Genomic DNA, 25670 nt, shown 5'->3' with positions numbered 1-25670 from the left:
TTGATTACTGAACAAATCCTGTCTATTTGTTGAATTTATCAATCAGAAATAAAAAGTTAGGGGGAAACAGCATGCAAAAAGCAGATCGAAGAGTCATAAAAAGCCAGGAATCGATAAAAAAAGCTCTCATTGAATTAATGTCTGAAAAAAATTTTGATGCCATCACGATTCAGGATATAGCTGACAGGGCCAATGTGAACAGGGGCACGGTGTACCTTCATTACATGGATAAATTTGATCTTCTGGATAAAGTAATGGAAGAGCATATATCCAACATGACTGACTTTTGTGAGTCAGCTAGCGAGATGGATTATATCGAATCCACCGTCCACTGTATGGAATACCTTCAAAGCAACTATCTATTCTTTTCAACGATGCTCGCGAGTGAAGGTGCTCCTTCCTTCCGCCATCAGTTCCTGAAATTTAATATTGTCGAATTTAAGAAAGATGTTGATCTCACGAGCGGAAAAAACCTTGGGCAAAACGAAGAAATCGTCGCTCAATTTGTGGCGAATGCCTACGTAGGAGTAGTGGAATGGTGGCTGAAAAATGAAATGCCTTTTCCCCCTCAGGTCATGGCAGAAAAAGTGGGGGAATTGATTGAACGGATTGTATAATTCACTGAAAACGCATCGAATCAACCGACTCGATGCGTCATTTTCAGCATAAGTTATACGTCTCATCGTCCACGGCTTCCAGCCATTCTATTTCGCCCGGGGTTAGCGCTAAGTGTACAATCCAGCTGTCTTTTGATGCTCCGTGCCAGTGCTTCACATTGGGTGGAATATTCACCACGTCTCCAGTTTTGAGAGATTGAGCTGGTTTTCCCTCTTCCTGATACCAGCCTTCCCCTCCGGTCACTAACACAACCTGCCCAGTTTGATTTGTGTGCCAATGATTACGGACACCGGGAGCGAAGTGTTATCTCTATTTGTAAGAAGCATTCAAAAGCGTATCTGCCATGCTTATATCTGCTGCATCTCTTTAGTTGAAAAATAATTCTTTAAAATAATTCCAAGCACTTTCTTGTAGAACCAAAAACACAAACCAGCTTCCCGCTCCCAATCCAATTGAGACAAAAAGATGCAGGGAATGCTTCAGAGCTATGTAAACCACAAATAATAAAACGGCTGTTGCAGGAAATCCCCATATGACTCCTAGTGCAAATTTACTTAATGTTTCGGTTTGCTCGCCTTGTACATATAGCCAGACGATACTCAGTAAACTGACTAACGGCAGGGCAGCTACCACTCCTCCATAGGTTGGAAATCTCCTTGCAATTTCAGTGACACCAGCAATGATGATGGCAGACACAATTATTTTTAAGATGACGTACATTTTTTTGCACGCTCACTTAATAGTTTCAGGGCCAATTCGACGGTTCCTTTTTCTTCAGGGTTTAGCTCGCTTAGAATGCCGTTCAATTTCTCTTCATCGAGACCTGTGTTTCGATGAAGTACTTCTTTTCCTAAGTCAGTTAAACAAAGGATAACCTTTCTTTCATCAAGAGTGTCTCTTTTTTTAAAGAGATACCCCCTCTCGATGATTCGTTTTACATGCTCTGAGGCCGTATTATGAGAGACCTTTAAAGATGAGCCCACCTCATTTATTCCTGCATTTGTTTTTTTATCAACAAGCTGGAGGATCCGGATCATCTGATGAGTCACTTTTTCCTTATGATGGTAATGAAGGTGAAAATAAATGTCCGTCCAATATTTGTTTATTAATGCTGCTTTGTCCATGACGTCCTCCTTTTATTTCTTATAATGAGATTATATCGTATTAAACGATAATATTAAACAGGATTAATGGGAGTATAAAAAGAGCGAAAATTGACTTCCTCCCTAGCAAATACTTCCGTTGCACATACTTCATCCATCTGTTCGCAAAAAGTCCAATACGAACGAAAAAGAACCAATGAATATGAATTCAATGGTTCTTTCTCACAGTTATTCCTTAACTCTTAACAGCCTCAAAGCATTCAAAATGACAATCAATGCTGCGCCTGTATCACTTAAAACAGCCATCCAAAGAGTGAGCCAGCCGGGGAAAATAAGGGCCAGTGCAATCACTTTAATTATGATGGAAAACCAAATGTTCTGCTTGATGATGGCTAGCGCTTTTCTGCTAAGCTTGATGGTGTGAGGCAGTTTATCCAGATTATCAGCCATTAATACGATGTCTGCTGTTTCCATGACTGTATCCGTGCCTGCTCCTCCCATCGCAATTCCCAAGTCAGAGGCGGCTAATGCTGGGGCATCATTGATTCCGTCTCCTACCATGGCCACTTTATAACCTTCATTTTGGAGTTTTTTTATGGCGTTTACTTTATCTTCAGGCAATAATTCTGCAAAGTATCGGGTGATGTTCGCTTCAGAGGCAATCATTTTGGCGGTTCCCGTATTATCTCCCGTCAGCATCACCGTTTCGCGGATTCCATTTTCCGTTAATGTTTTCATTGCAGAAGTGGTGGATTCCCGAATCGTATCCGAAACGGCAATCAATCCCATTAATTTTTGATCCGTACCAATCAGTACAATGGTCTTTCCTTCGTTCTGCAAATCCATTACGCGTTTGCTGACCTGCTCCAGCGATGGGTTCATGTCTTTAAAAAGTGCGAGATTACCTGCGTAATACGTAATCCCTTCTACAGTCGCTTGCACCCCTTTTCCTACAATGTTGCTGTATGAGTCTCCCTCTTGAGAAGGTATTCCTTTTGACTTCACATAATCAGCAATCGCTTTGGCAATCGGATGTGTAGAATAGGTTTCAAGCGTGAGGGCAATGGACAGCAATTCTTCCTCAGTACCTTCCAGCACTTCAACTTTTGATACTTTCGGTTTCCCCTCCGTCAACGTTCCTGTTTTATCAAACGCAATCGCCGTGATCGCACCAGCTTTTTCTAAAAATGTACCGCCTTTAATCAGGATCCCGTTCTTTGCCGCATTTCCAATGGCTGATACAATGGCCACCGGGGTTGAGATGACAAGTGCACATGGACAGGCGATAACAAGCAGCTCTAATCCTTTATAAAACCAATCGCCCCACGTTCCAAATCCCGCTAACGGAGGCAGAATCATTAGCAGCAGTGCTATGACAAAAACGACAGGAGTATAGATACTTGCGAACTTATCAATAAATGCTTCCGTCGGGGCTTTCTGCTCCTGCGCTTCTTCGACCAAATGAATAATCTTTGCGATCGTTGTATCCTCAGTGAGCTTCGTTACCCGGATTTCAAGTGTTCCATGCTCATTTATCGTCCCGGCAAAAACGGTATCTCCCGCTTCTTTATCAACCGGAATGGATTCTCCAGTGATCGGTGCCTGGTTAACACTGGATTCTCCTTTAACGACTTCTCCGTCCAATGGAATCTTGTCACCTGGCTTAACAAAAATGACTTCCCCGATCGAAATTTCTTCAACCGGTTTTTTCACAAGATCTGCTCCATTTTTAATCCAGGCTTCCGGTGGAGCCAAATCCATAAGATTGCGAATGGAATTCCTTGTCTGTTCAATCGATTTATTTTGCAGCAAATTTCCAAGAGCAAATAACCAAACGACCGTAGCACCTTCCAGCCATTCTCCTATTAAGGCAGCTCCGATTGCAGCTGCGGACATGAGGACATTCATGTCAAGCGAGCGGCTTTTGATGGAATAAAACGCACTTTTCACCGGTTTGTACCCACTGATGATCATGGCAAAAGCATACAAAAATGAAGACAGGAGCGGATGAATCCCCAAAAACGAACCTGCAAAGCCCATCGCAATCAATACTCCGGAAAAAATAAACCAGCCATTCTCATTGCTTTTTACAGAGGGAGAAGGCTGATTGGATGAGCGGCTTGAATCTAAAGCTGCTTTGAAGCCAACCTTCGACACTTCTTTAATGATTTCATCTGAAGAATTCGTATGTTCAATTTTCATTTTTCCCGTAGAAAAATTCACATTTACGCTTTGGACAGAAGTGTTTAGCCTCATGTGATTTTCAATCGTTTTTGCACAGCTTCCACAGTCCATTCCTTCAACCGTGTACGTTTTGAGATTTCTTTTCTCATTCATTTGTTCAGCCGTATAGCCAAGCTTTTTCAACTCGTTCTGAACCGGCTCAAAAGCTGCAGCGCTTTCCGCGGTTACCTGCATCCTGGCTGTGCCGTAATTCACTTGAACATCGCGGATTCCTTGCAGTGAACCAATGCCTTTCTCGATTGTCTTCGCGCAGGCAGGACAATCCATTCCGTATACACGGAAGTTCATGCTTTCGGCTGCAGAACCTTCATTCGTTTGGGAATCAGAACTGCAGCAGCTCTTTGTTTGATTCATTAAGGGTGTCGCGGCTTCTTCACTTGAAGCGCAGCATGAATCAGCCGGTTCTGAAATATTTGTCTCTGAGCTTGAGCAGCAGCCCGTTTCTTTCGCCACTGCTTCATTTGTAACGGATGCGGAACTGCCTGAGGAACAGCAGCTCTCTTCCTTTATGTTTTTCTTATTATGAGAACCACAGCATTGCTCCGACATGTCAAAACACTCCTTACCTCTGACCCCATCCTCACCCCCGGTTTTCTACCTCCATTTGGTGAGTAAAGGCGATCTTAATTAATTGGCTCACATGTTCATCATCCAGCGAATAATAAACTAACTTCCCGACTTTACGGTATTTAGCCAATCCCAGGTTATGCAAAAGCCGCAAATGGTGGGAGGCTGTTGCATTGGAAGCTTCTACAATATTGGAAATGTCGCAGACGCAAAGCTCTTCCTCCAGCGTAAGGGAGTAGGCTATTTTAAGCCGCGTTGGATCGGAAAGAGCCTTGAAAATTTTTGCCACACTCATTGGATCTTGATTCTTCAGCTGTTCGTTGACCCTTACCACTTTCTCTTCGTCTACGCACGTTACCTCACAGGTATCGATTTCCCTCATATTATTCACCTCGTTATTCAAACGTTCATTTGATTATTAGTTTAATAATAAAACAGAATAATTAATTAGTCAAAAGGTTATTTGAATGTTTGAAAGAAGCTGGATTCAGTGCGCCAATATAAAAAGGGAGCAGGAAGGAATGAACCTTTGCTGCTCCCTGAACTTCCTTTAAAATTATAATAAAAAGGGGGTTTTCAAGTATATTGTCGCTTTTTTGGCCATCCTTCTGAGGTTCAATTCGCTTCAACAAAACAACCAAATATCAGTAAAAGAACAGAACAATCATATACTGTTAAATTGCTGCTGATATTTAAATCATATCCTGTTGAGATTTTTGCGTGAGGTAATTTTAGAGTTTGAATCCCTTGATTTATAATAACTTGTTCTTTTTGTCTGATGTATTTTTCGCTGATCCTGTAAAAGGATTGATTTCATAAGTTAAGTCTTTACCAGCTTCTTTTTCTTCTTGATAAACGCTTTTCCCTAATGATGAATAGTACCATACCCACAAACCCAAAACCAAAATACCTCCAATTGCAGAAATCCAAAATGCCATATTAAACCCCCTTACTTGAATTAAAAAAATTCTTATATCCTATAAATGCAATACCACAAAAAGTAAATTCAACCTTTTTTATTTAAGGTAATAATTGTAAAAAAAGAACCAAAAAAGAGACTCCTGCTAATCTAATCATTTTCCTCCGCCAAAGCCTGAGCTTTAGTTATATGCACGGTGCCAAATGGATGTTGGGGTGGAGCATATATAGAGTAGAGTTTTAACGGGATATTCCCTGTATTGGTTACATTGTGCCATGTTCCGGCAGGGATGAAGATGGCAAAATCATCTTGAACGTTACGTACAAAGTTTAAATGATCTTTTTGCTTGCCCATTTGAACAATTCCCTGACCTTGTTCAATGCGTAAAAACTGGTCAATCTCCGGGTGAATTTCCAACCCGATATCTTCTCCGGGTTTAAGACTCATCAAGGTCACCTGAAAATGTTTTCCTGTCCATAAGGCCGTTCGATAGGTATCGTTTTGCTTCGCAGCTTCATTGATATTCACTGTAAATGGCTTTGCTCCATAATCTTTTGCTTCAAGTTTTATTTTTCCTTTTGGTGATTGACAAGCACATGTTCTGTTCCAGTGATTAGGAATCGTCCAGGGTGCAGGATGTCTTACATCCGTATACAACGGTACATTCGCATATTGGTGATATGGCTGAAACTGGTATGGAAAGATGTAATAAGGATTGTTCATTCTTTTCACTCCCTTCGAGGATAGATCTCATTATCCTATGAACCATTTTCAGGGAATGAAGCTTACTTATGTAATTGAGCAATGGATACGATTGAAGAAAAAACGATGAAAAAAAGCCCTGTCACTTTTAAAAAGGGCTTTGGTGATTTTATACTTTTGGTGTAGGAGTGGGGTTTGCATACCCATCTATGTATGCTTCATCTATTTTACTGCGAATTTCTTTGATGCTCTTCCCATTTTGATAATCAACAACTGATTTGGCTGCAATCTCCAAACAAATTCCGCACTTCGTTCCATGATTATCCCATACAAGGCTTCCGTTATCTTTGTTTTCAAAAACAAAACAGTCATAGTTGTTTCGATGCCCAGCTGAATCTCCACAGCCGCAATAGCAAGGGATGGACTCAAGCAATTCCCGATGTTTGGCAGCAGCCGTATAGATGCCTTTCATTTCCTCAGGCTTGTCTTCCATAAAGGAAGGAAGCAAATTCATGTTTTTTGTCTCTTCCCGGATATCTTCGCCGGCATGTTCCTGATGACTGGCGTGGTCTTCTCCCTTCTTTCCAGTGCCGGGTTCAGATGAACATGCAGCCAAGGCTAATGCGGAAAGGATACTCATGACGAACAGATTGAATTTCAAATTTGCACTCTCCCAGTAAGCAGTATGTACATTTAATCTTATCGATCCCTCTAGAACAATCAAGCGTTTTCACAACATATACATATTTAACTGACATCCCTTTATCTTAGGACGGATAATAAGTGGCGAGCTATAATCACAAAAAAAGCCGCTCCCCAAAGCGGCTTCCTCGATCACAAATACTTCCGATGCACACTCTTCCCATCATACGTAAACATTACCTTTTTTCCTTCCAGCATACTCTCCATATGAACCGGACGGCCCCAGAGCTGGTGAACGTATGGAAGCACTTTCTCCAAATACTTGAGATCGAGTTCGATGTCTTCGTACCAGTGCTTAAGGTACAGCTCGTTGTTTTTCATATAGTCTCCGTCATTGACGGTGATGTATGGAAAACCGCCGTTGACGCGCATGCTGACGAGCTGGTCGCGGACGCCTTTCCAGTCCTTGTCGACGACTTTGTAGTCGCGGCCTTGCTTTTGGAATAGGTACATATCTTCTCGCAGTACGAGATCTTTTGTGAGATAGTTTCGGATGAAGGAAATGTCGGATTCGATTTCCCGCACCTCGAACATTTTTTCACGGCCCGAGTTTGGCTTGACGCCGAGGCGTTTCATTTCTTCAGTCGGATTGTCATAGCGTTCTTCGATGTCCTCGAAGATTTTCAGTCCGAGGTAATACGGATTAATGCTTGTTTTGGATGGGACGACGACTCCTGCATTTAGCTTGGCGTATTCGATGGCTTCGCTTGAGGTGAGATCCAGCTCGCGCATGATGCGCTGGTGCCAGTAGGAAGCCCAGCCTTCGTTCATGATCTTCGTTTCGAGCTGCGGCCAAAAGTAGAGCATTTCTTCCCGCATCATGGTCAGGATATCGCGTTGCCAGTCCTCGAGCTCGCGGCTGTGTTCTTCAATAAACAACAGCAGGTCTTTTTCGGGTGATGGAGGAAAGTTTTTCTTCCCTTTTTTCTTTTTCTCTTTTTTCTCATCCCGGCTGTCGAGCTTCCAGAGGTCATCATATGGACTGTTTTTCGGTGGGGCATCCTCTTCTTCTTCATCATCCAAACTCCAGGAAAGCTTTGGTCTCATGATGGATGGATCAATATGTTCCTGAATAGCAAGGACGGCATCGAGAAAATCCTCGACCTCTTTTCTTCCGTGCAGGATTTCGTAGTGCTTCACTCTTTCAGCTGTTGCAGCCATGCTTTCGACCATGTCCCTCTTCGTGTTCCCGAACCGGCAGTTATTTTTGAAAAAATCACAGTGAGCCAGCACGTGGGCAACGATAAGCTTGTTTTGAACGAGAGAATTTGTATCCAGCAAAAATGCGTAGCACGGGTCCGAGTTGATTACGAGCTCATAGATTTTGCTCAATCCCAAATCATAATGAAGTTTCATTTTATGAAATTGTTTGCCGTGGCTCCAATGGGAAAACCTTGTCGGCATGCCGTACGCGCCAAACGTATAAATAATGTCCGCGGGACAGATTTCATAGCGCATTGGATAGTAATCCAGTCCAAACCCATCAGCAATTTCTGTAATTTGCTCAATTGCATACTGAAGGGATTCATGTCGTGATCCGCTCAAACGTCCTTCCCCCTTATCACTTTCTTACCTAAATGTATGACCTGGCATGTAAAAAAATGAAAGGCAGTCGGTCATTCCTATTTAATCCAAAAAATTTCGGATCACTTTCAAGGAAAGAATTCACAAAAAATTCATAATTCCACTTGATTTGGAGAGTTCTTTCTCGATTTAACGCAACAGTATGATACTATTAAAGTAAGATTCTTAAGCGGAGTTGTAGCTATGAGACTGACAAATTATACCGACTATTCGCTGCGAGTCCTCATTTATCTGGCAGCAAAAGATCAGGAGAAGTTATCGAACATCAAAGAGATTGCAGACGTTTACGGCATATCAAAGAATCACTTAATGAAAGTTACGTATGAACTTGGAAAGATGGGTCTTCTTAATACAACCCGCGGACGTAACGGAGGCATCAGGCTTGCTTTAGATCCTTCAGATATTAACATCGGTGCGGTTGTAAGAAAAACGGAAGATGATTTTAACCTTGTTGAATGCTTTGACCCAGTAACGAATAGCTGTGTCATTTCCCCTGTTTGCGGATTGAAACATGTACTGAATAAAGCGCTTCAATCGTATTTGCAGATACTGGACGGGTATACGCTGGCTGATCTTGTGAAAAATCAGAACAGGCTCCAGGATCTTCTCGGAACCAGTTAAAAAGACCGCCCGCATTGTCCTTCGCAAGGACGCAGCAGGCGGTCTTTCTTTCCAAAGACTTTAAAACTAAGTAAACCAATTCAGTTGATCTTACTTATGTTCATTCACAATTTCACCTGAAAATCGCTAATCCCGCATCCCCTTTTTTTAAACCGCTCATCATCTCTTTTGTTCCCGAATCGTTAACACTGTACTTTCCCCATTGTCCTTGCCGCACTGTTTCAATATATATTCCGTACTTTCCTGCTGCTCTGATTTTTCAATCATTTTACACGAGGCGTAGGTTACTTCTTCTTTGCCAAATTGATCACGGGTTCCATCAAACCTGGATTTAATCACTTTGCCGTCAAACTCCAGATCCTGAATCATCGGATCACCTTCAGTTGTGTAGCTCACGATCCGAATTTTGTCCTTTATACCTTTTTCTGCATTTTCTTTAAAGTCCATGAAAAGCTCAAGATTTTTAATCTCTCCATGTTTGTTGATTACGTCACGATCAGAAGGGGAATAACCATTTACAAGTGACATTCCGCTGCATCCACTTAATACAAGCATTGTCAGCATGAAAACAATCCGCTTTTTCATCCTCCACCGCCTTTTCTCCATTGTACCACATAAATAACCATTAATTCCCATCAATATTATTCGCACATCTAAATTAAAATAATTACTATTAAATATTGACTATCAAACTAAAAACTATATAATAATAATTATTGATAGAATGATAGGGAGGCAATAACATGACTGAAAACAATCGTCCAAACTTAACAACAAATCAAGGGGTCCCGGTTGGAGACAATCAGAATTCCAGAACAGCAGGCCAGCGCGGCCCGACACTTCTTGAAGACTATCATTTGCTTGAAAAAATCGCTCATTTTGACCGCGAACGGATTCCTGAGCGCGTCGTCCATGCCCGCGGAGCTGGAGCTTACGGGGTATTCAAAACGGAAACCAGCATGTATCCATTTACACGCGCTGATTTTTTAAGCGAAGAAGGAAGGGAAACACCTGTATTTGTAAGATTTTCGACGGTTATTCATTCTAAAGGATCACCAGAAACCCTCCGCGATCCCCGTGGATTTGCCGTGAAATTTTATACAAATGAAGGGAACTATGATCTTGTAGGAAACCATTTGCCGGTCTTCTTTATCCGGGATGCGATGAAATTCCCTGATATGGTTCATTCATTAAAGCCATCTCCTGAAACGAACATTCAGGATCCAGACAGATATTGGGATTTTATGTCCCTTACACCGGAATCCACAAATATGATGACGTACCTGTTCTCTGATCACGGAACACCTGCGAACTACCGTCAAATGGAAGGCTTCGGCGTACATACCTTTAAGTGGGTGAATGCACAAGGAAATGTCGTGTATGTGAAATACCACTGGAAGCCCCTTCAGGGAATTAAGAACCTGACGGCTGAAGAAGCAGCTGAAATCCAAAAAACAGATTTCAACCATGCAACGCGCGATCTTTTCGATTCGATTGAAAAGGGCGATTATCCAGAATGGGAGCTGTATGTGCAAATCATGCCGCTGGATGAGTACGACAGCCTTGATTTCGATCCGTGCGATCCAACAAAAATATGGCCTGAGGATGAGTATCCTCTTCAAAAAGCAGGAACTATGACTTTGAACCGCAATCCTGAAAACTTCTTTGCAGATGTTGAGCAGTCTGCTTTCTCTCCAAGCGCATTGGTGCCTGGAATTGAAGCATCGGAAGATAAACTGCTGCAAGGCCGTTTGTTCTCATACCCGGATACACAGCGCCACAGACTCGGACCAAACTATATGCAGATCCCGGTTAACTGTCCATATGCACCGGTGCGCAACAACCAGCGCGACGGCTTCATGCAAACGAAACAGCAAACGTCACCAACAAACTACGAGCCAACCCGTCATGCTGAAGCTCCTCAAGAGGCACCAGCTTTCCGGGATAGCGTTCAACCGCTTCCGTCAGGCTATATCACTAGGGAAAAAATCGAAAAACCGAACGACTTCAAGCAAGCGGGCGAAAAATACCGCAGCTATACGAAAGAAGAGCAGGACAATCTGATCAAAAATATGACAGATGATTTACAAAGCGTTCATGAACGTACAAAGCTGCTTGCCATCTGCAACTTCTACCGTGCAGATGCAGAATACGGTCAGCGTCTCGCTGATTCACTCGGTATCGATATTAGCGCCTATACAGCACAGCTCAGCAAAATGTAAACAGTATTCTCAACTATTTTCTTTAAATGAGAAAAAAAGTCGCCCATCAACGGGTGACTTTTTTTGATTGAAAAGATGCTTGAAATAGCTCAGTAAAATCTTCAGGATATGTATGAGACATCCCTTCATATTCGATCCATTCGCATTTAACTTTTTGCTTTTCCAGATGCTGTTTCAATTTCTTCGTTTCTGCATAAAAAGGGTCCTCTGTGCCTGTAACGATCCAGCCTCTTGCACCACTTTTTCCACCCATTTGCAGGTCTTCCTCGCGAATAGCCGGAACGACAGCATAGAATTCATTCGTCCTTTCAAGCTCTTCGCTAAGGACAAGTTTGATTGCCGTTTTTCCTCCTTGTGAAAAGCCAGCAAGAATAATCCTTTCTACATCGGGATAATCTTTGATGATTTTATTCACAATTCCTTGTACTTCACGTATAGTCTTGTCCGCATCATCCCAGCCGTATGCTTCATAACCCGCTGCCTGCGAGGATTGCAGGAATGCGAATAGGCAGTCGCGCACTGACATCTCGTTCATCCAGTAGGGAATGGTATCTTCCATATTTCCGCCTCGTCCATGCAGAACGACAACTGCAGCTGAAGGATCCTGATTACCATGAAATTCGACGAGCGGTCTTGCTTCTTCCATCGCTTGTTTTTTTCGCTTTTCACATTCATCAATAAGCCCCTGGAATGCTTTTTTTTCATGAAGCGGAGTTAAATCCTGGTCACCCTTAAGCAAGTCCGGATTCCACCAAAAGCCTTTGTCAAATGCGTTCTGCAGAGTGGCCAACGCTTCATCCGGCTCATTTTTTATGCACAGCAGGCAGGCTTTCCAGAAGCTGAATTTGTGAAGCTTACCCGGATGATTCGGCTCGTCCTGTAAAATCAGTGCATAGGCTTCATCCCATTCCTTTTGCACAAATAATGAGATCAGCTTTTTCTCGGTATCATGAAACATAACGGTGTCCGCCCCTTTCCTTACTTGCCTAAACTATACCACTGGAAGGGACAGCAGAAACGTTTAAAGTTTTTTTACATGTGCTCTTGTGGGTTCACTTGTTTCAGGATTAACCGTCACTTCAACGAGCAGCACAAGAGGATGGCGGTTTTTCACCGCTGCTTCCACCCGGTAAAAATCCTTCGCCTCGTGACCGGACGTTTTTCGGCCTGTATAGGAAAATGTACGAATAGCCGCATCAGGAAAACTCCCCTGAACAGCTTGAAGGGCATATTCGCCTTCTTCCTTCAGCAATTCTTCTTTATGGAAATAAACTCCGGCAGAGTCTATACAAAATACAGCAAATAAGATAAAAGCCAATGCTTTCAGCCAAAATCGGGATTTCAACAAAATCTCCTCCGTAAAAGGATTTTATCTTATTTTGTCCCGAACGAAACAAATTAATCTTATCCTGTGCAGTAACTCCCAATCCCGTTTTTAGCGGAAGCCAAGTTTTCCCCAGAGGAATTCTCACGAGTGTGCGCACATTAAGAAGGACTCCTAATGAAGGAGGAAAATCATTTGAATACCGTTGATTATGATAAAGCTTTATATTACACGCACCGTTCCCAGTGGGACAATTTGCTGATCTTAATGGTGCGGACCCACGATGATTTTCTTTCTAAAAAAATTGAACATTTTTTGCATGCTTATAATTTTGAGCATGACTACACCATGATCGAACAGAACCTTTACACATTGCTTCGATATATCGATCATGCCGCACATCCGGAAATCCAGGAACATGCTGTTCCTTTAACATAGATAAGTACAAAAAAGGAAGGCAGTCCGCTTGGACTTTGCCTTCCTTTCTGTTTTTACAGCTTTCTGATTTGCTTTGAAATTTCCAAATAAAGAGCCAGTTCATCCATTAGCTCATTTACCAGCCCAGCAGGTTCTGCATGTAAAGCCTTCGCTTCCATATCAAAGCAATGCGGATCCAAAACGAGCTGCTTGGCAATCGTATTGGCGTAGAGCGCCCGCATGATGGTTCTCATTTGATTCAGTGTATTAATTCCGCCTTTTCCTCCTCCGGCTACAGATACTAAAGCAACCGGCTTCTGGGCAAAATAACCGCTGTTCAGAAAATCGAGAGCATTCTTTAGAGCACCTGAGATTCCCCCGTGGTATTCAGGCGACAGCAGCACAAATCCATCTGCTTTTTCAGCTGCCTCTTTCAGCTTTTTTACTTGAGAATCGGCTGGCTGACTTTCTTCTCCAGTAAAAAGCGGCAGAGCAAACTGGGACAGATCAATTAGATCCGTTTTGTGGTTTTCTGCAATGCATTTTGCCGCAATAGCTGAACGGCCGTGTTTTCTCGGTCCGCCGCTTAGTACTAATACATTCATCTGTCATCCTCCTAGGCCAATCCTTCTCTTACTGCAAGCAGCGCCGCCTGTGTGCGATCCGAAACCTGCAGCTTCGGAAGGAGATTGGAAACATGTGATTTAACTGTTTTTTCGGTGATAAACAGGGATGCAGCAATCTCTTTGTTGCTTTTTCCCTTTGCAATTTCTTTTAACACGTCAAGCTCTCTTGCAGTCAATTCAGTCAGAGGATTTTTCTCTTTTTTTCCATTCGAAAGATGGGCGAGTACATGATTCGTTACTTTTGGATGCAGCTTATTCTCCCCGTTTAGAATTGCACGGATGCTTTGAGCAAGCTCTCCTGGCTCCACATCCTTGAGCTGATACCCTGATGCACCCGCCTCAATTGCAGGTATGACATGATCCTGATCCGCATAGCTCGTCAAAATCAAAATTTTCATCTTCGGAAAATCAGCCTTAATGGCTTTTGTCGCCTGGACTCCATCCATCTCCGGCATACTGAGATCCATCAGAATAATATCCGGCTTCAGCTCTCCGGCCAGATGCAGAGCCTCTGCCCCATTCGAGGCCTCTCCGGCAATTTCCATATCCTTTTGCATGCTCAGAAAAAAGCCAAGCCCCCTCCGCACAACCGGATGGTCGTCTGCAAGAAGAATTCGAATCATGGCATTTCAGCTCCCTTTAATGGAATCGTTACTTGTATAGTGGTCCCTGCCCCTGGCTTGCTACGGATGAAAAATGTTCCGTTCAGCTGCTCGGCTCTTCGTTTCATTCCCTGCAAACCGAGGGAAGGAAGATCAGAGGATGACTTCGGGCAATGAAATCCGCGCCCTTTATCTTTAATCACAAGCTGTACCTTATCTTTGGATCTGGAAAAAGTTAATGACCCGCTATCAACCCCTGCATGTTTTCTGATATTGTTCAGCGCTTCCTGGCCGATTCTCCAGAGCACCACCTCTATTTTAGGCGAAAGATTATGGACGCCTTCTACCGCACAATGAACTGTAAGTCCAAGCATATCAGCATATTGCTTAAGCGCACAGGTTAATCCCCGCTCCAATCCTGAAGGTCTTAGCTGCCAGATAAGCGATTTCATTTCAGACAAGGCTTCCTGAGACAAATCCTGCACATAGGTAAGCATTTCTTTAAGCTTCGGCTCCCCAGTCATCTCCTTCATTCCGCCCGCTGTAAGAGAAATCGAAAAGAGCAGCTGATTGACCGAGTCATGAAGATCCTGGGCAAGTCGATTTCGCTCCGCAATGAGGGCAAGCTTCTGTTCATTCTCAGCAAGCTGGATCCGCTTAATCGCCGACCCAATCTGGAGTGCAACCGATTCTAACAAAGCAAGCTCCTCATCAGAAAAATGCTTCTTCCCCGGTGCTGCAATATTAAGCAGGCCAAACCTCTCTCCCCCTACACTTAACGGGACAGTTGCATGGTGAGTCACGCCCTCGGTATCACCATAATTATATTCAATCGCTTCTTCAATTCTCTGACAGCTTAAAATATTCGCAGCCTGCGTCAAACGGCCGTTTCGAAAACGATCCATACACCAGCAGCTCGCACCGCACATTGGTTTCTTTTCCTCGAACATAAGAGCTTTTGGCAATGAATAATCAGCAGCAAGCGAATGATTTCCTTGATCATCAACAAGGAAAATCCAGCCCGTCTTCATATCAGCCAATAAAACGAGCTCCTTTAATACATCAGGAAGAAGAATGGCAAGTTCATTGCCCTCATTCAGCTTCTCCGCAATTGTTTTTAGTGTTTTTAATTCATTTATCCGTCTTTCATCCTGGTTCATGCCGTTTCGCTCCTTCTTATTCGTTAGTATATCAGGAATAAGCCGAATATTCTTACATGGAAAGGAGGAATTTTGTCTCGGACTTTAGTTGTAGGGTAGGGGATGGGGGACACTGGTCAAGTGATTTGGAGTGTTTGCCTGGCATTCTTTCCTGGCTTTCCTGGTTTCGGAGCGTTTGCCTGGCATTCTTCTCTGGCATCGCTGGATTCATAGCGTTTGCCTGTCATTCTTTCCTGGCTTTCCTGGATTCACTGTGTTTGCCTGGCATTCTTCCCTGGCATTCCCGGATTTCGGACGTTTGCCTGGCATTCTTCCCTGGCATTCCTGGATTTCAGACGTTTGCCTGGCATTCTTCCCTGGCATCGCTGGTTGTGAACCAAATTACTGGTATTACTGTTTTTAGGAATATCTATCAACGACCACATCACACAACAACAAAAACCCCGCCATCCCAGTTAGCGGGGTTCTAACGTGAAATCACTTCGCCTGATGGCTGCAAATCCATTCAGTCTGAGCGTTTTCACTTGCAGCCATGTACCGAAGTGATTTCCTGATGCAATAAGGACTCCATAGGCTACGGTTTTAAATCCATTTTTTCAGGTGTGACCCATTTGGTTTTGCAGATGACTTTATGTCCGATCCATGCTCCGATAAAAATAGGGAGGCCGATATAGGTGACGAGTATTCCATGCCAGTCGATTGGTCCGCTTGTAAAGGCTTGATAGTTTTGGCCCAGGATAATGAATAGGCAAAGCAGGCTAGCCAGAATGGGTCCAAGGGGATACCATTTTGCTCTATAAGGAAGATCCTCAAGAAGGTTCCCTTGAGCGAGATACCCTTTTCTGAACCGGTAATGGCTGATTGCTATTCCCATCCAGGCGATAAAACCTGTGAGTCCGGAGGCGTTCAGCAGCCAGAGGAAGACGGTTCCTTCGCTGTAGATGGAGCTTAGGAAGGCGAGCATTCCTACGAATGCCGTTAGCAGCAGAGCGAAAATCGGTACGCCGTTTTTGTTTACTTTTTTCAATATCGATGGGGCTTTATTTTCCTTTGCCATTACGTACAGCATCCGGGTTGCTGCGTATAGACCGGAGTTTCCGGCTGACAGGACAGATGTCAGGATGACTGCATTCATTACAGCCGCGGCAAATGCGATGCCGGCTTTTTCGAAAACGAGTGTGAACGGGCTCATGGCGACGTTGCTTAGATCTCCTACCATCAGGCGCTCGTCCGTGAAGGGAATGATCATCGCAATGACAAAGATCGCGAGCATATAAAAGAGAAGGATTCTCCAGAAAATTTGTTTGATTGCGATTGGGATGTTCTTTTTCGGATTATCACTTTCTCCTGCAACGATGCCAACGATTTCGGTTCCCTGAAAGGAGAATCCGGCAATCATCAGGATTCCCAGGATGGCAAGCGGTCCGCCGTGAAAGGGCGCATCCCCCGCGGTGAAGCCGCTCAGTCCTGAGGTTTGTCCAGAAAGAATGCCGGTAATCATCAGCAGTCCCGTTATGATAAACACGATGATGGCTGCCACTTTAATCATGGAAAACCAGTATTCGGCTTCCCCGTATTTTTTCACCGGCATCAGATTCAATCCTACAATCAAAAGCAGAAACAGGGCGTTCCACAGGAGCGAGGAAGAATCCGGCAGCCAGTACCTCATCAAGATGGCTGCGGCCGATGTTTCAACGGCAAGTGTGATGGCCCAACTGAACCAATAGTTCCAGCCCAATGCAAATCCCAGGGCTGGATCTGCAAATTTTGAAGCATACGTACTGAAAGAGCCCGTTACCGGCATATAGGCAGCCATTTCGCCAAGACTTGTCATAAGCAGGTACACCATGATTCCGATAATGGAGTAGGCAAGTAGGGCACCGCCTGGCCCGGCGGAATAAATGGAGGTACCGCTCGCTAGAAAAAGTCCTGTTCCAATACTTCCGCCAATTGAGATCATCGTTAAATGCCTTGCTTGAAGTCCTCGCTGCAAATCATGGACTGCCTGTTTTTTTGGCATCGGCAGCACGGCCGGCCTGTTTTTCACCACTGCTTGTTTCATCCATGTTCATCCCTTTCCGTTTTAATAACGAATGATGAAACACATGGAAACTAGCTCGTGTCCCCTGACATGGTACACTCTCCTATCCTTTAGCTGCGTCGGTTGGATTCGCAACAACGAGGACATCATAATTTCTCGTTTCTTTCAGCAGATTTTGGACGACCCGCCCTTTCCATAGCTCTTCCACCCTTGATCTGGATGTGTGTCCGACTATGAGCTGGGTCGCTTTTTTATCAATCAGCTGGATGACGATATTCTGGACAATTTTCCCTGATTCTTTTGTTTCCCGCAGCAAAAAGACTCCACCAAGACGCTCGGTCAGCATCCTGGCCTTTTTCAAAAGGGCTTCCTCTTCCATTGAAAGAGGTGCCGGACCTTTTACAAACATCACATACCATTTCGCTTTAAGCCGGTAGGAAATGCGGAAGCCTCTGCGAATCAGCCTTTCGCTTTCGGGATGGAGATTGATGCAGACGAAAATCGTTTCCTGCTTTCTCCACGGCCCCCGCATCGTTTGGCTTCGCACTAATGATTCAAGCCTTTCATCTACGTCATCTGCTACCTCCCTTAGCGCAAGTTCTCTCAGCGCAATCAGGTTGCCGGTATTGAAAAAGTTCTGAAGCGATTGCTCGACTTTTTCCCGGGCGTATATGTTTCCTTCCCTCATCCGCTGCCTGAGGGCTTTTGGAGAGATATCAATCAGTTCAATTTCATCCGCAGCGGTTAAGACCCGATCCGGAATCGTTTCACGTACTCTTACCCCTGTTATTTGCTCAACACTGTCATTCAGAGATTCCAGGTGCTGAATGTTCACGGTGGAAATAACCGAAATTCCCGCTTCAAGAATTTCTTCAACATCCTCGTACCGTTTTAAATACTTGCTGAACGGGACATTTGTATGGGCGAGTTCATCGACAAGGACAACTTCAGGATTCCGCTTAATAATCGCAGCTGTATCCATTTCCTCTAAGACGACATTTTTGTAGGGAATCTGTTTTCTCGGTATAAGCTCAAGGTCCCCTACCTGCTCCTCGGTTTCCTTGCGTCCATGGGTTTCAAGAAGACCGATGGCAATGTCGATTCCTTCTTTTTTCAGCTCATTCGCTTCTCTCAGCATCGTGTATGTTTTACCGACACCCGGTGCGGCACCGATATAAATTTTCAGTGTTCCCCGCCGGATTCTACTGATTTCATCGGCCATTTCATCTGCCGAGAGCCGCTTAAAAGGATTAACAGGAAGCTCGGACTGTTTAGCGGGCAGGAGCCGCTCTCCCTCAGCTTCGGTCCTGTCCGGGACAAGGAAAATATCGATATTCCGAGTATGGCGAAGAATCTTATTCACAACCGATCCCTGAATTCGCTCCTCCCATACACTCTTTTTTGAATGGCCCATTACAATCCGGGTGATGTTTTTCCTCGTTGCATAGGAAACGATGGCGGAAGGCGCATCTTCATTTAAAAGCGGCAGCTCCTCGAATTTCCCTTCCAATTTCTCTGTCAGTTTTTTCATCGATCGTTTAAATGCCGCCTGCTCGGAGGTGATCGACCGGTTGTGGGGGATAAAGCAAACGACGTTCAGGGTTCCCCCGAGCCGCTTGGCTATCTGGTGCCCTCTTCTGATTAAGATTGAGCCGTTCCAGTGATATTGCGCTGTGACGAGGATTCGCTCCGAGGCACCGGAGGCTCCGATCAGCCCTTGTTTTTCCCGGTATTCCTCAAGATCCTCTCCCACTTCTCCTGCCAAAAAACGAAGAGCAAGCTCACGCAAAGCGGTCAGGCTCCCCTGACTGAACAGTTCCCCGTACAGACCTTCCGGACATCCTTCCTGAAGCCTTTTCAAAATGGCTTCAGGCGGAACATCGAGAAGCTTGACTTCGTCTGCCCTGGTTAAAGTGTCCTCTGGAAGGCATTCCTCAATTTTCACTTTAATTCCCGTAAGCTTTTCGGCTACCTGCCTGGCACCGCTCAGTTCATAAATATTTAAGGTGGTGATGACACTGATTCCGTGCTCAAGGAGCTTGAGTACATCGTCCAGCCTGCTTGGATTTTCTGCTCCGGGGCGGTTTCTTTTTGCCAGATTATCGACGAGTACAACCTCAGGGTTCCGTTCAATCAAACGCTCCAGATCCAAGTCATAGCGAATGCTGTCTCCACGGCGCCATTGGATGGGAAGAACCGTTTCAAGCGTTCCGATTTTTTCTTCTGTTTTCGGGCGGTTTTCCCCTCTGCCGATGACACCGATCACGACGTCCAGCCCTTTTTTCTTTAAAGAATGGCCTTCAAGCAGCATATGATACGTTTTTCCCGCACCGCTTACCGCTCCTAATATGATTTTCAGACGGCCGCGATGGAGTTTGGAAATGGAGTCCAGAAGCTCCTCAGGTGATTTTCGTCTAAATTGATCGGCCATCGCTTCCGCCCCCTAACTCGTTACTTTTTCTGACCAAGCTCCATGTTCAGTTCCAGCACATTGACTCTCGGCTCGCCGAACAGCCCAAACTGGCGGCCTTCTGTATGTTTTTTAATCAAGTCTTTCAGCTCGTTTTCATCCAAATTGCGAAGCTTGGAGATTCTCGGAATCTGAATTTCTGCTGCCATCGGTGAAATGTGCGGGTCCAGTCCGGAGCCTGAGTTGGTCAGCAGGTCTGCCGGAATATCGCTTTTCTTTACATCCGGATTCGCCTTTAGAAAGGCTGCGATATCTTTTTTCGTACGCTCAATCATATCGGCATTTGATGGTGCATAGTTCCCTGATCCGGAACCTGCTGCATTGTTTTCTATAGAAGAAACACGTCCTGTAAAGTAGGAAGGATCTTTAAACGTCTGTCCGATCAGCTCAGAGCCAATCACCTTTCCATCTTTCTCAATCAGACTTCCATCCGCTTTCGCCGGCATGACGGCTTGTGCAATTCCTGTCATCAGCAGCGGATAGCCAATGCCGCAGATGACAAGAAGGACTAGGGCAATTCGTAAGTTTTTAAACATGATTTTCACCTTTTTCTCTCGATTTAAAATACAGATAGAATCATATCAATGATTTTAATTCCAACGAACGGAGCGACGACACCGCCGAATCCATAAATAAACAGGTTGCGGTTTAATAGCTTCGTAGCGCTCATCGGAATGTATTTGACGCCTTTCATTGCAAGCGGTATGAGCAGCGGAATAATGATCGCATTAAAGATTAGAGCAGAAAGAATCGCGCTTTGCGGTGAATCAAGCTGCATGATGTTCAGCGCCTGCATTTGTGGAATCGCAAGCATAAACATGGCAGGGATAATGGCAAAGTATTTTGCAATGTCATTGGCGATACTGAAAGTTGTCAGCGCTCCGCGGGTCATGAGCAATTGTTTGCCGATGGCCACAACTTCAATGATTTTCGTTGGATCCGAATCAAGGTCCACCATATTGGCTGCTTCTTTTGCGGCGATGGTTCCGCTGTTCATGGCAAGACCCACGTCTGCTTGAGCAAGTGCAGGGGCGTCATTCGTTCCATCCCCGGTCATTGCGACCAATTTTCCTTCCGCTTGTTCTTTTTTAATGACGGCAATTTTATCTTCAGGCTTTGCTTCTGCAATGAAGTCATCTACTCCTGCTTCGCGCGCAATTGTAGCGGCTGTAAGCGGGTTATCCCCTGTACACATGACGGTTTTGATTCCCATTTTGCGTAGCTCATCAAACCGTTCTCTCATCCCTGGTTTCACGGTATCTTTTAAGTAAATTAAGCCCAAAATGCGATTTCCGTCTGCGACTGCAAGCGGAGTTCCGCCCTCTGTTGCGATCATCGTGGTTTGGTCATCAAGATCGGATGGAATTGTTCCGCCTTGATCTTTCACATATTCCTTTATGGCATCAACGGCCCCTTTTCTTACCTTTCTTCCTGTAGCGAAATCCGTTCCGCTCATCCGGGTCTCCGCTTTAAACTCGACTCCTTCAGAGCCATCCCGTTTTTCTTCCGCCGCTCCCTGCTTTCTCGCAAGCTCGATCACAGAGCGGCCTTCCGGTGTTTCATCGAAAAGAGAGGTTTCCATCGCTACTCTGTTCAGTTCTGTTTTGCTTGTTCCTCCAACGGCCACAAAGTCAGCAGCCATCCGGTTTCCATGTGTAATCGTTCCGGTTTTATCGAGGATAATGGTGTTGATGTCCCCAGCAGCTTCTACTGCTTTCCCAGACATCGCAATGACATTAAACTGCGTTACCCGGTCCATTCCAGCAATCCCAATCGCTGAAAGCAAGCCGCCGATGGTCGTTGGAATGAGGCAGACGAGCAAGGCAATCAAGGTCGCAATCGGAACGGCTGCATCCACATAAGATGAGATTGGAAGCAGTGTGGCACAAACAATCAGGAAAATCAGGGTCAAGCTGACAAGCAATGTATTCAATGCAATTTCATTCGGTGTTTTTTGGCGTTTTGCCCCTTCGACAAGCCCGATCATCCGGTCAAGGAATGATTCACCCGGATCTGTAGTAATTTTTATCTTAATAGCGTCACTGATGACTTTTGTTCCGCCCGTTACAGAGCTGAAATCGCCGCCTGACTCTTTAATAACAGGAGCAGATTCTCCGGTAATGGCTGATTCATCAATTGCCGATACCCCTTCAATAATTTCTCCGTCACTTGGAATCAGCTCGTTCGCTTCAACTAGGACAATGTCGCCTTTCCGCAAATCTGTGGAGCTGACCGACTTGTAAGAGCCATCCTTTTGAAGAAGCTTTGCTTTCGTGTCCTGTTTCGTTTTTTTCAGCGAATCGGCTTGAGCCTTTCCCCGTCCTTCCGCTAACGCTTCAGCAAAATTAGCGAAAAGAATGGTAATGAACAGGATGATGCTGACAATACCGTTATAGCCGGCGCCTTCCCCAGGACCGAACAGGCTGGGAGCCAGTGTCAGGATGAGCGTGACGATAAAACCGATTTCCACCACGAACATAACAGGATTTTTCGCCATCGTCATTGGATTTAATTTTTTAAAGGCATCGATTGAAGCCTGTTTGACAATATCATTTGTCATCGTCGCTTTCCGCTTCGTATTCATGATCTTGCTCCTTCTCTTCTCTTTGTATTAGTTCGCAATCGTCAGCCATTCTGCAATCGGTCCTAGTGCAAGCACCGGGAAGAATGTAAGGGCTCCAACAACAATCACGGTGAATATAAGAATCGTCATAAACGTCATATTGTCGGTTTTAAATGTTCCAAGCGTTTCCGGCACCGGCTTCTTGCTGAGTAGGGATCCGGCGGCAGCAAGCATGGCAATAATGGACAAGTAACGTCCAAGCAGCATCACAACACCCGTGGAAATATTCCAGAATGGCGTGTTATCGCCCAGTCCTTCAAATCCAGATCCATTGTTCGCAGCAGATGAAGTAAATTCATACACGACCTGTGAAATTCCGTGGAATCCCGGATTGGAAATCGCTGATGAGCCCATTTCGGTAGCGAGAGCGATCGCTGATGGAACAAGAATGATCAGCGGATGAACAAGAATCGTAATCGCAATCAGTTTCATTTCCTTAGCTTCAATTTTTCTGCCGAGGAATTCAGGCGTTCGTCCAACCATCAGTCCAGCCAGGAAAACACCAAGAATTGCATACATCAGAATATTGATCGTACCGACACCGTCACCGCCGAAGATGTTGTTCAGCATCATCAATCCGAGCGGAACCATTCCGCCAAGCGGAGTCAGCGTATCATGCATATTGTTAACTGTTCCTGTAGTAGCTGCCGTTGTTACCGTGGTAAACAGGGCACTTTGGGCAATTCCAAATCGGACCTCTTTCCCCTCCATGCTTCCGTTTCCCTGGGAAATCCCGATGTTTGCAAGCGCTGGGTTTCCGTTACTTTCAGCAAAATAGGCGGCAGCTAGGAAGGCTAGGAAAATGATGCCCATTGAGCTGAACAGGATCCACCCCTGCTTGCGGCTTTTCGCCATATGTCCAAAGGCAAATGGCAAAGAAGCCGGAATCAGGAACATCGAAAGAATTTCTAAAACGTTTGTAAATGGATTCGGGTTTTCAAATGGATGGGCAGAGTTGACTCCAAAAAATCCTCCGCCGTTTGTTCCTAAATGCTTAATCGATTCTAGTGCCGCAACAGGACCGCGGGCAATTTGCTGCTGGGCGCCTTCAAGTGTTTCGGCATTTACTGTACCGCTTAGCGTTTGCGGAACACCCTGGCTGACTAAAACAAGACCGACAACGATTGACAGCGGAATCAGGATACGGGTATGAGCACGAACCAAGTCTACATAAAAGTTCCCCATGCTCTTTTGCCCTGTCAGGCCTCTAAAGAATGCGATACAGATGGCAAGCCCTGTAGCAGGCGTCGTAAACATTAAATACATAATAACCATCATCTGTGACAGGTAGGATAATCCTGACTCGCCGCTGTAGTGCTGAAGGTTCGTATTTGTTAAAAAGCTTGAAATCGTATTAAAGGATAAAAACGGGTCCATCGCTGCAATTCCGCTCGGGTTTCCCGGCAGAACGTGCTGCAGTCTAACAACAAGATAGGTGATGGCAAACATCACAATGTTGAAAAGCAAAGCGGCAATCGCATATTGCTTCCAAGTCATAGATGAAAGCTTTATTCCGGATAACTTATATATGATTTTCTCAAAGCCGAACACCCGGTCCAGCTTCGTCTCTTCCAGCGAAAAGGCGCGTGCAATATATTTCCCCATCGGAATAGCCAGCAGCACAACAAGCAGCAGGACAATTCCCATTTGAACAAAATCCATGTTTTTCTCCTCCGGCATTCGAATTAATATTTTTCAGGATGAATAAGGGCATCAATTAAATATGCTGACAAACCAAGTACGAGGATTAATAAAAAGATCATATCCGCCACTCCTATTCTTTTATTACTTTTTCACAGAATACGATAAATCCGTAAAACAGACCGAAGCAGATAACGGCGATCCCTATCGCTGCAATGTCCATACGCGACCTCCCAAATTGAGTTCGGTGAATGAAAAGCAGGAAGGCGGCTGCCTCCGCTGTTAGCCCTCCTGACCGATCCCTCCCAAGGATGGAGCAATCCTGAAAACAAAAAATAGACCAATGCTTACTCCTTCCCCGGACAAATCTTAAGTAAGCTCAGGCACCTGTTTTACAGGGCAAGCCAAGATTTGTTTATTCGGAGAAAAAGTACTCATTGGTCTACGTTACGTCCAGCAAGCCAGAAGCTTCCTTTACGTCCAGTCCCCCAGACTTTTTCACTTATCCATTCACATGTTCAGTTTGTAAGCAAAATAAAAAGACCAGCGGAATGAAGAGGTTTTTTGCAGAGTTTATTAAAAAACTCCATAAAAAAACACCCTTTTAAGGCGGTCATGGACCTCCTTCGCTTTAGCCGACGAAGTTAGCTGACGGGTAGGATGGCGAAAGAGTTTCTCATCCTTTCTGCTGCTGCAGAATTAACCCCAAAAAATTGGTTCCTCCGTTCCCTGTGTACCAGGGACTAAGCCGTCTTTAATTGTTTCTTACGAGATTTATTTTAATCCTGCCGCTCTATAAAGTAAATACCCTTTTAATATCTAAATTTAAGCATATTTACTCATATTCACTCTTAATCTGCCATTTTATTATTCTGAGTTCACTTTTTCACATTATTTCTCCTCTTTTCTCCTGTTGACAAACTTTTTCCCCATGATTAAGATTAGCTGGAAATAAATCGGGTTAATGGAGGACATCGGTTTGCCTTATACAACGAAAAAGAAGCTGGAAGCAGACGTAAGCGAAGCATTAATTAAATTTCAGCGCGAGCTGATCGGCCGAGGACCTCAGGAAGCCAAAACGTATATTATGAGAGACATGGTCATTACCAGATTCAAAGGCGTCCTGACAGTTGAGGAAAAGCACCTTGTGGAACGGGACGACGGCCGAAAGCTCGTAAAGCATATGAGACAGCTGCTCAGAGAAATGTACAGTGCAAAATACGAAGAAATCATCGAAGGCCTGACAGGCTGCAAAGTACTGTCCAGCCATAGCGATATCAGCACGAAAACCGGTGAACGCATTGAGATGTTCATTATGGACCAGGATTTGGAGAGACTGATGGAAGCTGCGTGTCCTTCGCAGGGGGAGTAATGGATTGCAGATTGGGCGACGGTGGGCTGGCGTTGGGATGACCGCGTGATATGGTGCCTTTCCCCATAAATTTTACCGTACAAAATCTCCGGCACCGATCCTGGAAACCGTT

Annotated in this window: 24 protein-coding genes, 1 pseudogene and 1 riboswitch; of the genes and pseudogenes, 5 read left to right on the top strand and 20 right to left on the bottom strand. The window is 44.7% G+C overall.

Annotated features, from left to right (window positions below):
* The first annotated feature begins 71 nt into the window (after positions 1 to 71).
* Positions 72 to 617: a TetR/AcrR family transcriptional regulator gene (locus WCV65_RS05140; protein WP_338780565.1), complete on the top strand. Its 546-nt coding sequence runs from the start codon at positions 72 to 74 to the stop codon at positions 615 to 617.
* A gap of 43 nt (positions 618 to 660) precedes the next feature.
* Here the strand turns inward: WCV65_RS05140 and WCV65_RS05135 are convergent.
* From WCV65_RS05135 to WCV65_RS05095, 9 genes and pseudogenes are all read right to left on the bottom strand, one after another.
* Positions 661 to 918 (bottom strand): annotated as a pseudogene (locus tag WCV65_RS05135) (cupin domain-containing protein); the annotation flags it as partial.
* Positions 919 to 984: 66 nt separating this feature from the next.
* Positions 985 to 1338, bottom strand: coding sequence for a DUF3147 family protein (locus WCV65_RS05130; RefSeq protein ID WP_338780564.1), 354 nt, complete (start codon positions 1336 to 1338; stop codon positions 985 to 987).
* On the bottom strand, positions 1323 to 1742 hold the full coding sequence (locus tag WCV65_RS05125; protein WP_338780562.1) for a MarR family winged helix-turn-helix transcriptional regulator: 420 nt from the start codon (positions 1740 to 1742) through the stop codon (positions 1323 to 1325). Before WCV65_RS05125 ends, WCV65_RS05130 begins: the two co-directional genes overlap by 16 nt.
* A 207-nt stretch (positions 1743 to 1949) precedes the next feature.
* A complete protein-coding gene (locus tag WCV65_RS05120; RefSeq protein WP_338780560.1) occupies positions 1950 to 4514 on the bottom strand; it encodes a heavy metal translocating P-type ATPase in 2565 nt (854 codons plus the stop codon).
* A 31-nt stretch (positions 4515 to 4545) separates the two neighbouring features.
* Positions 4546 to 4914: a metalloregulator ArsR/SmtB family transcription factor gene (locus WCV65_RS05115; protein WP_338780559.1), complete on the bottom strand. Its 369-nt coding sequence runs from the start codon at positions 4912 to 4914 to the stop codon at positions 4546 to 4548.
* Between the two features lie 370 nt (positions 4915 to 5284).
* The gene (locus WCV65_RS05110; RefSeq protein WP_338780558.1) at positions 5285 to 5470 is read right to left on the bottom strand and encodes a hypothetical protein; all 186 of its coding nucleotides are present in this window, start codon (positions 5468 to 5470) and stop codon (positions 5285 to 5287) included.
* Positions 5471 to 5601: 131 nt separating this feature from the next.
* Positions 5602 to 6174 (bottom strand): cupin domain-containing protein, encoded by a 573-nt coding sequence (locus tag WCV65_RS05105; RefSeq protein ID WP_338780557.1) that lies wholly within the window; start codon positions 6172 to 6174, stop codon positions 5602 to 5604.
* A gap of 148 nt (positions 6175 to 6322) precedes the next feature.
* Positions 6323 to 6814 carry a PCYCGC motif-containing (lipo)protein gene (locus WCV65_RS05100; RefSeq protein WP_338780556.1) on the bottom strand — a complete coding sequence of 164 codons (492 nt, stop codon included), beginning with the start codon at positions 6812 to 6814 and terminating at the stop codon, positions 6323 to 6325.
* A gap of 173 nt (positions 6815 to 6987) precedes the next feature.
* Positions 6988 to 8400 (bottom strand): SpoVR family protein, encoded by a 1413-nt coding sequence (locus tag WCV65_RS05095; protein ID WP_035405440.1) that lies wholly within the window; start codon positions 8398 to 8400, stop codon positions 6988 to 6990.
* Positions 8401 to 8622: 222 nt separating this feature from the next.
* Here WCV65_RS05095 and WCV65_RS05090 point away from each other — a divergent pair, with 222 nt between their 5' ends.
* Complete coding sequence (locus WCV65_RS05090) at positions 8623 to 9060, top strand: Rrf2 family transcriptional regulator (RefSeq protein ID WP_035405437.1); 438 nt, start codon at positions 8623 to 8625, stop codon at positions 9058 to 9060.
* A gap of 159 nt (positions 9061 to 9219) precedes the next feature.
* Here the strand turns inward: WCV65_RS05090 and WCV65_RS05085 are convergent, their stop codons facing one another.
* A complete protein-coding gene (locus WCV65_RS05085) occupies positions 9220 to 9645 on the bottom strand; it encodes a DUF4362 domain-containing protein (RefSeq protein WP_338780553.1) in 426 nt (141 codons plus the stop codon).
* 158 nt (positions 9646 to 9803) lie between these two features.
* Here WCV65_RS05085 and WCV65_RS05080 point away from each other — a divergent pair, with 158 nt between their 5' ends.
* Positions 9804 to 11282 carry a catalase gene (locus tag WCV65_RS05080; RefSeq protein ID WP_338780551.1) on the top strand — a complete coding sequence of 493 codons (1479 nt, stop codon included), beginning with the start codon at positions 9804 to 9806 and terminating at the stop codon, positions 11280 to 11282.
* Between the two features lie 46 nt (positions 11283 to 11328).
* Here the strand turns inward: WCV65_RS05080 and WCV65_RS05075 are convergent, their stop codons facing one another.
* Positions 11329 to 12240, bottom strand: a complete 912-nt coding sequence (locus tag WCV65_RS05075; RefSeq protein ID WP_338780550.1) for an alpha/beta hydrolase fold domain-containing protein — start codon at positions 12238 to 12240, stop codon at positions 11329 to 11331.
* Between the two features lie 63 nt (positions 12241 to 12303).
* Positions 12304 to 12627, bottom strand: coding sequence for a DUF3889 domain-containing protein (locus WCV65_RS05070; protein WP_035405428.1), 324 nt, complete (start codon positions 12625 to 12627; stop codon positions 12304 to 12306).
* Positions 12628 to 12801: 174 nt separating this feature from the next.
* Here WCV65_RS05070 and WCV65_RS05065 point away from each other — a divergent pair, with 174 nt between their 5' ends.
* Complete coding sequence (locus WCV65_RS05065) at positions 12802 to 13044, top strand: YhdB family protein (RefSeq protein ID WP_035405685.1); 243 nt, start codon at positions 12802 to 12804, stop codon at positions 13042 to 13044.
* A gap of 53 nt (positions 13045 to 13097) precedes the next feature.
* Here the strand turns inward: WCV65_RS05065 and WCV65_RS05060 are convergent, their stop codons facing one another.
* The 8 genes from WCV65_RS05060 to kdpA all read right to left on the bottom strand — a co-directional run bounded on the left by WCV65_RS05060 (position 13098) and on the right by kdpA (position 24207).
* A complete protein-coding gene (locus WCV65_RS05060) occupies positions 13098 to 13628 on the bottom strand; it encodes an NAD(P)H-dependent oxidoreductase (RefSeq protein ID WP_035405425.1) in 531 nt (176 codons plus the stop codon).
* Positions 13629 to 13639: 11 nt separating this feature from the next.
* Positions 13640 to 14272, bottom strand: a complete 633-nt coding sequence (locus tag WCV65_RS05055; protein ID WP_035405423.1) for a response regulator transcription factor — start codon at positions 14270 to 14272, stop codon at positions 13640 to 13642.
* A complete protein-coding gene (locus tag WCV65_RS05050) occupies positions 14269 to 15411 on the bottom strand; it encodes a GAF domain-containing sensor histidine kinase (protein WP_338780546.1) in 1143 nt (380 codons plus the stop codon). The genes WCV65_RS05055 and WCV65_RS05050 overlap by 4 nt, the downstream gene beginning before the upstream one ends.
* 574 nt (positions 15412 to 15985) lie before the next feature.
* The gene (locus WCV65_RS05045) at positions 15986 to 17431 is read right to left on the bottom strand and encodes an amino acid permease (protein ID WP_338782168.1); all 1446 of its coding nucleotides are present in this window, start codon (positions 17429 to 17431) and stop codon (positions 15986 to 15988) included.
* Positions 17432 to 17555: 124 nt separating this feature from the next.
* Positions 17556 to 19883 carry a universal stress protein gene (locus WCV65_RS05040; RefSeq protein WP_338780544.1) on the bottom strand — a complete coding sequence of 776 codons (2328 nt, stop codon included), beginning with the start codon at positions 19881 to 19883 and terminating at the stop codon, positions 17556 to 17558.
* A 20-nt stretch (positions 19884 to 19903) separates the two neighbouring features.
* Positions 19904 to 20458, bottom strand: a complete 555-nt coding sequence (gene kdpC, locus WCV65_RS05035; protein ID WP_338780543.1) for a potassium-transporting ATPase subunit KdpC — start codon at positions 20456 to 20458, stop codon at positions 19904 to 19906.
* A gap of 23 nt (positions 20459 to 20481) precedes the next feature.
* Positions 20482 to 22506, bottom strand: a complete 2025-nt coding sequence (kdpB, locus tag WCV65_RS05030; RefSeq protein ID WP_035405417.1) for a potassium-transporting ATPase subunit KdpB — start codon at positions 22504 to 22506, stop codon at positions 20482 to 20484.
* 27 nt (positions 22507 to 22533) lie between these two features.
* Positions 22534 to 24207 (bottom strand): potassium-transporting ATPase subunit KdpA, encoded by a 1674-nt coding sequence (gene kdpA / locus WCV65_RS05025; protein WP_338780541.1) that lies wholly within the window; start codon positions 24205 to 24207, stop codon positions 22534 to 22536.
* 597 nt (positions 24208 to 24804) lie between these two features.
* Positions 24805 to 24946, bottom strand: a riboswitch (cyclic di-AMP (ydaO/yuaA leader).
* Positions 24947 to 25165: 219 nt separating this feature from the next.
* Here kdpA and WCV65_RS05020 point away from each other — a divergent pair.
* Positions 25166 to 25558: a DUF2294 domain-containing protein gene (locus WCV65_RS05020; RefSeq protein WP_156505913.1), complete on the top strand. Its 393-nt coding sequence runs from the start codon at positions 25166 to 25168 to the stop codon at positions 25556 to 25558.
* Positions 25559 to 25670: the final 112 nt, after the last annotated feature.

This window comes from Metabacillus sp. FJAT-52054, assembly GCF_037201815.1.
GTDB classification, from domain to species: domain Bacteria; phylum Bacillota; class Bacilli; order Bacillales; family Bacillaceae; genus Metabacillus_B; species Metabacillus_B sediminis.
This window is presented reverse-complemented; position numbering and strand designations above follow the sequence as displayed.

Bases quoted from the DNA above. Each gene is read 5' to 3' on its own strand.
- WCV65_RS05140 (WP_338780565.1), top strand. From the start codon at position 72: ATGCAAAAAGCAGATCGAAGAGTCATAAAAAGCCAGGAATCGATAAAA.
- WCV65_RS05130 (WP_338780564.1), bottom strand. From the start codon at position 1,338: ATGTACGTCATCTTAAAAATAATTGTGTCTGCCATCATCATTGCTGGT.
- WCV65_RS05125 (WP_338780562.1), bottom strand. From the start codon at position 1,742: ATGGACAAAGCAGCATTAATAAACAAATATTGGACGGACATTTATTTT.
- WCV65_RS05120 (WP_338780560.1), bottom strand. From the start codon at position 4,514: ATGTCGGAGCAATGCTGTGGTTCTCATAATAAGAAAAACATAAAGGAA.
- WCV65_RS05115 (WP_338780559.1), bottom strand. From the start codon at position 4,914: ATGAGGGAAATCGATACCTGTGAGGTAACGTGCGTAGACGAAGAGAAA.
- WCV65_RS05110 (WP_338780558.1), bottom strand. From the start codon at position 5,470: ATGGCATTTTGGATTTCTGCAATTGGAGGTATTTTGGTTTTGGGTTTG.
- WCV65_RS05105 (WP_338780557.1), bottom strand. From the start codon at position 6,174: ATGAACAATCCTTATTACATCTTTCCATACCAGTTTCAGCCATATCAC.
- WCV65_RS05090 (WP_035405437.1), top strand. From the start codon at position 8,623: ATGAGACTGACAAATTATACCGACTATTCGCTGCGAGTCCTCATTTAT.
- WCV65_RS05085 (WP_338780553.1), bottom strand. From the start codon at position 9,645: ATGAAAAAGCGGATTGTTTTCATGCTGACAATGCTTGTATTAAGTGGA.
- WCV65_RS05080 (WP_338780551.1), top strand. From the start codon at position 9,804: ATGACTGAAAACAATCGTCCAAACTTAACAACAAATCAAGGGGTCCCG.
- WCV65_RS05075 (WP_338780550.1), bottom strand. From the start codon at position 12,240: ATGTTTCATGATACCGAGAAAAAGCTGATCTCATTATTTGTGCAAAAG.
- WCV65_RS05060 (WP_035405425.1), bottom strand. From the start codon at position 13,628: ATGAATGTATTAGTACTAAGCGGCGGACCGAGAAAACACGGCCGTTCA.
- WCV65_RS05055 (WP_035405423.1), bottom strand. From the start codon at position 14,272: ATGATTCGAATTCTTCTTGCAGACGACCATCCGGTTGTGCGGAGGGGG.
- WCV65_RS05050 (WP_338780546.1), bottom strand. From the start codon at position 15,411: ATGAACCAGGATGAAAGACGGATAAATGAATTAAAAACACTAAAAACA.
- WCV65_RS05045 (WP_338782168.1), bottom strand. From the start codon at position 17,431: ATGCCAAAAAAACAGGCAGTCCATGATTTGCAGCGAGGACTTCAAGCA.
- WCV65_RS05040 (WP_338780544.1), bottom strand. From the start codon at position 19,883: ATGGCCGATCAATTTAGACGAAAATCACCTGAGGAGCTTCTGGACTCC.
- kdpC (WP_338780543.1), bottom strand. From the start codon at position 20,458: ATGTTTAAAAACTTACGAATTGCCCTAGTCCTTCTTGTCATCTGCGGC.
- kdpB (WP_035405417.1), bottom strand. From the start codon at position 22,506: ATGAATACGAAGCGGAAAGCGACGATGACAAATGATATTGTCAAACAG.
- kdpA (WP_338780541.1), bottom strand. From the start codon at position 24,207: ATGGATTTTGTTCAAATGGGAATTGTCCTGCTGCTTGTTGTGCTGCTG.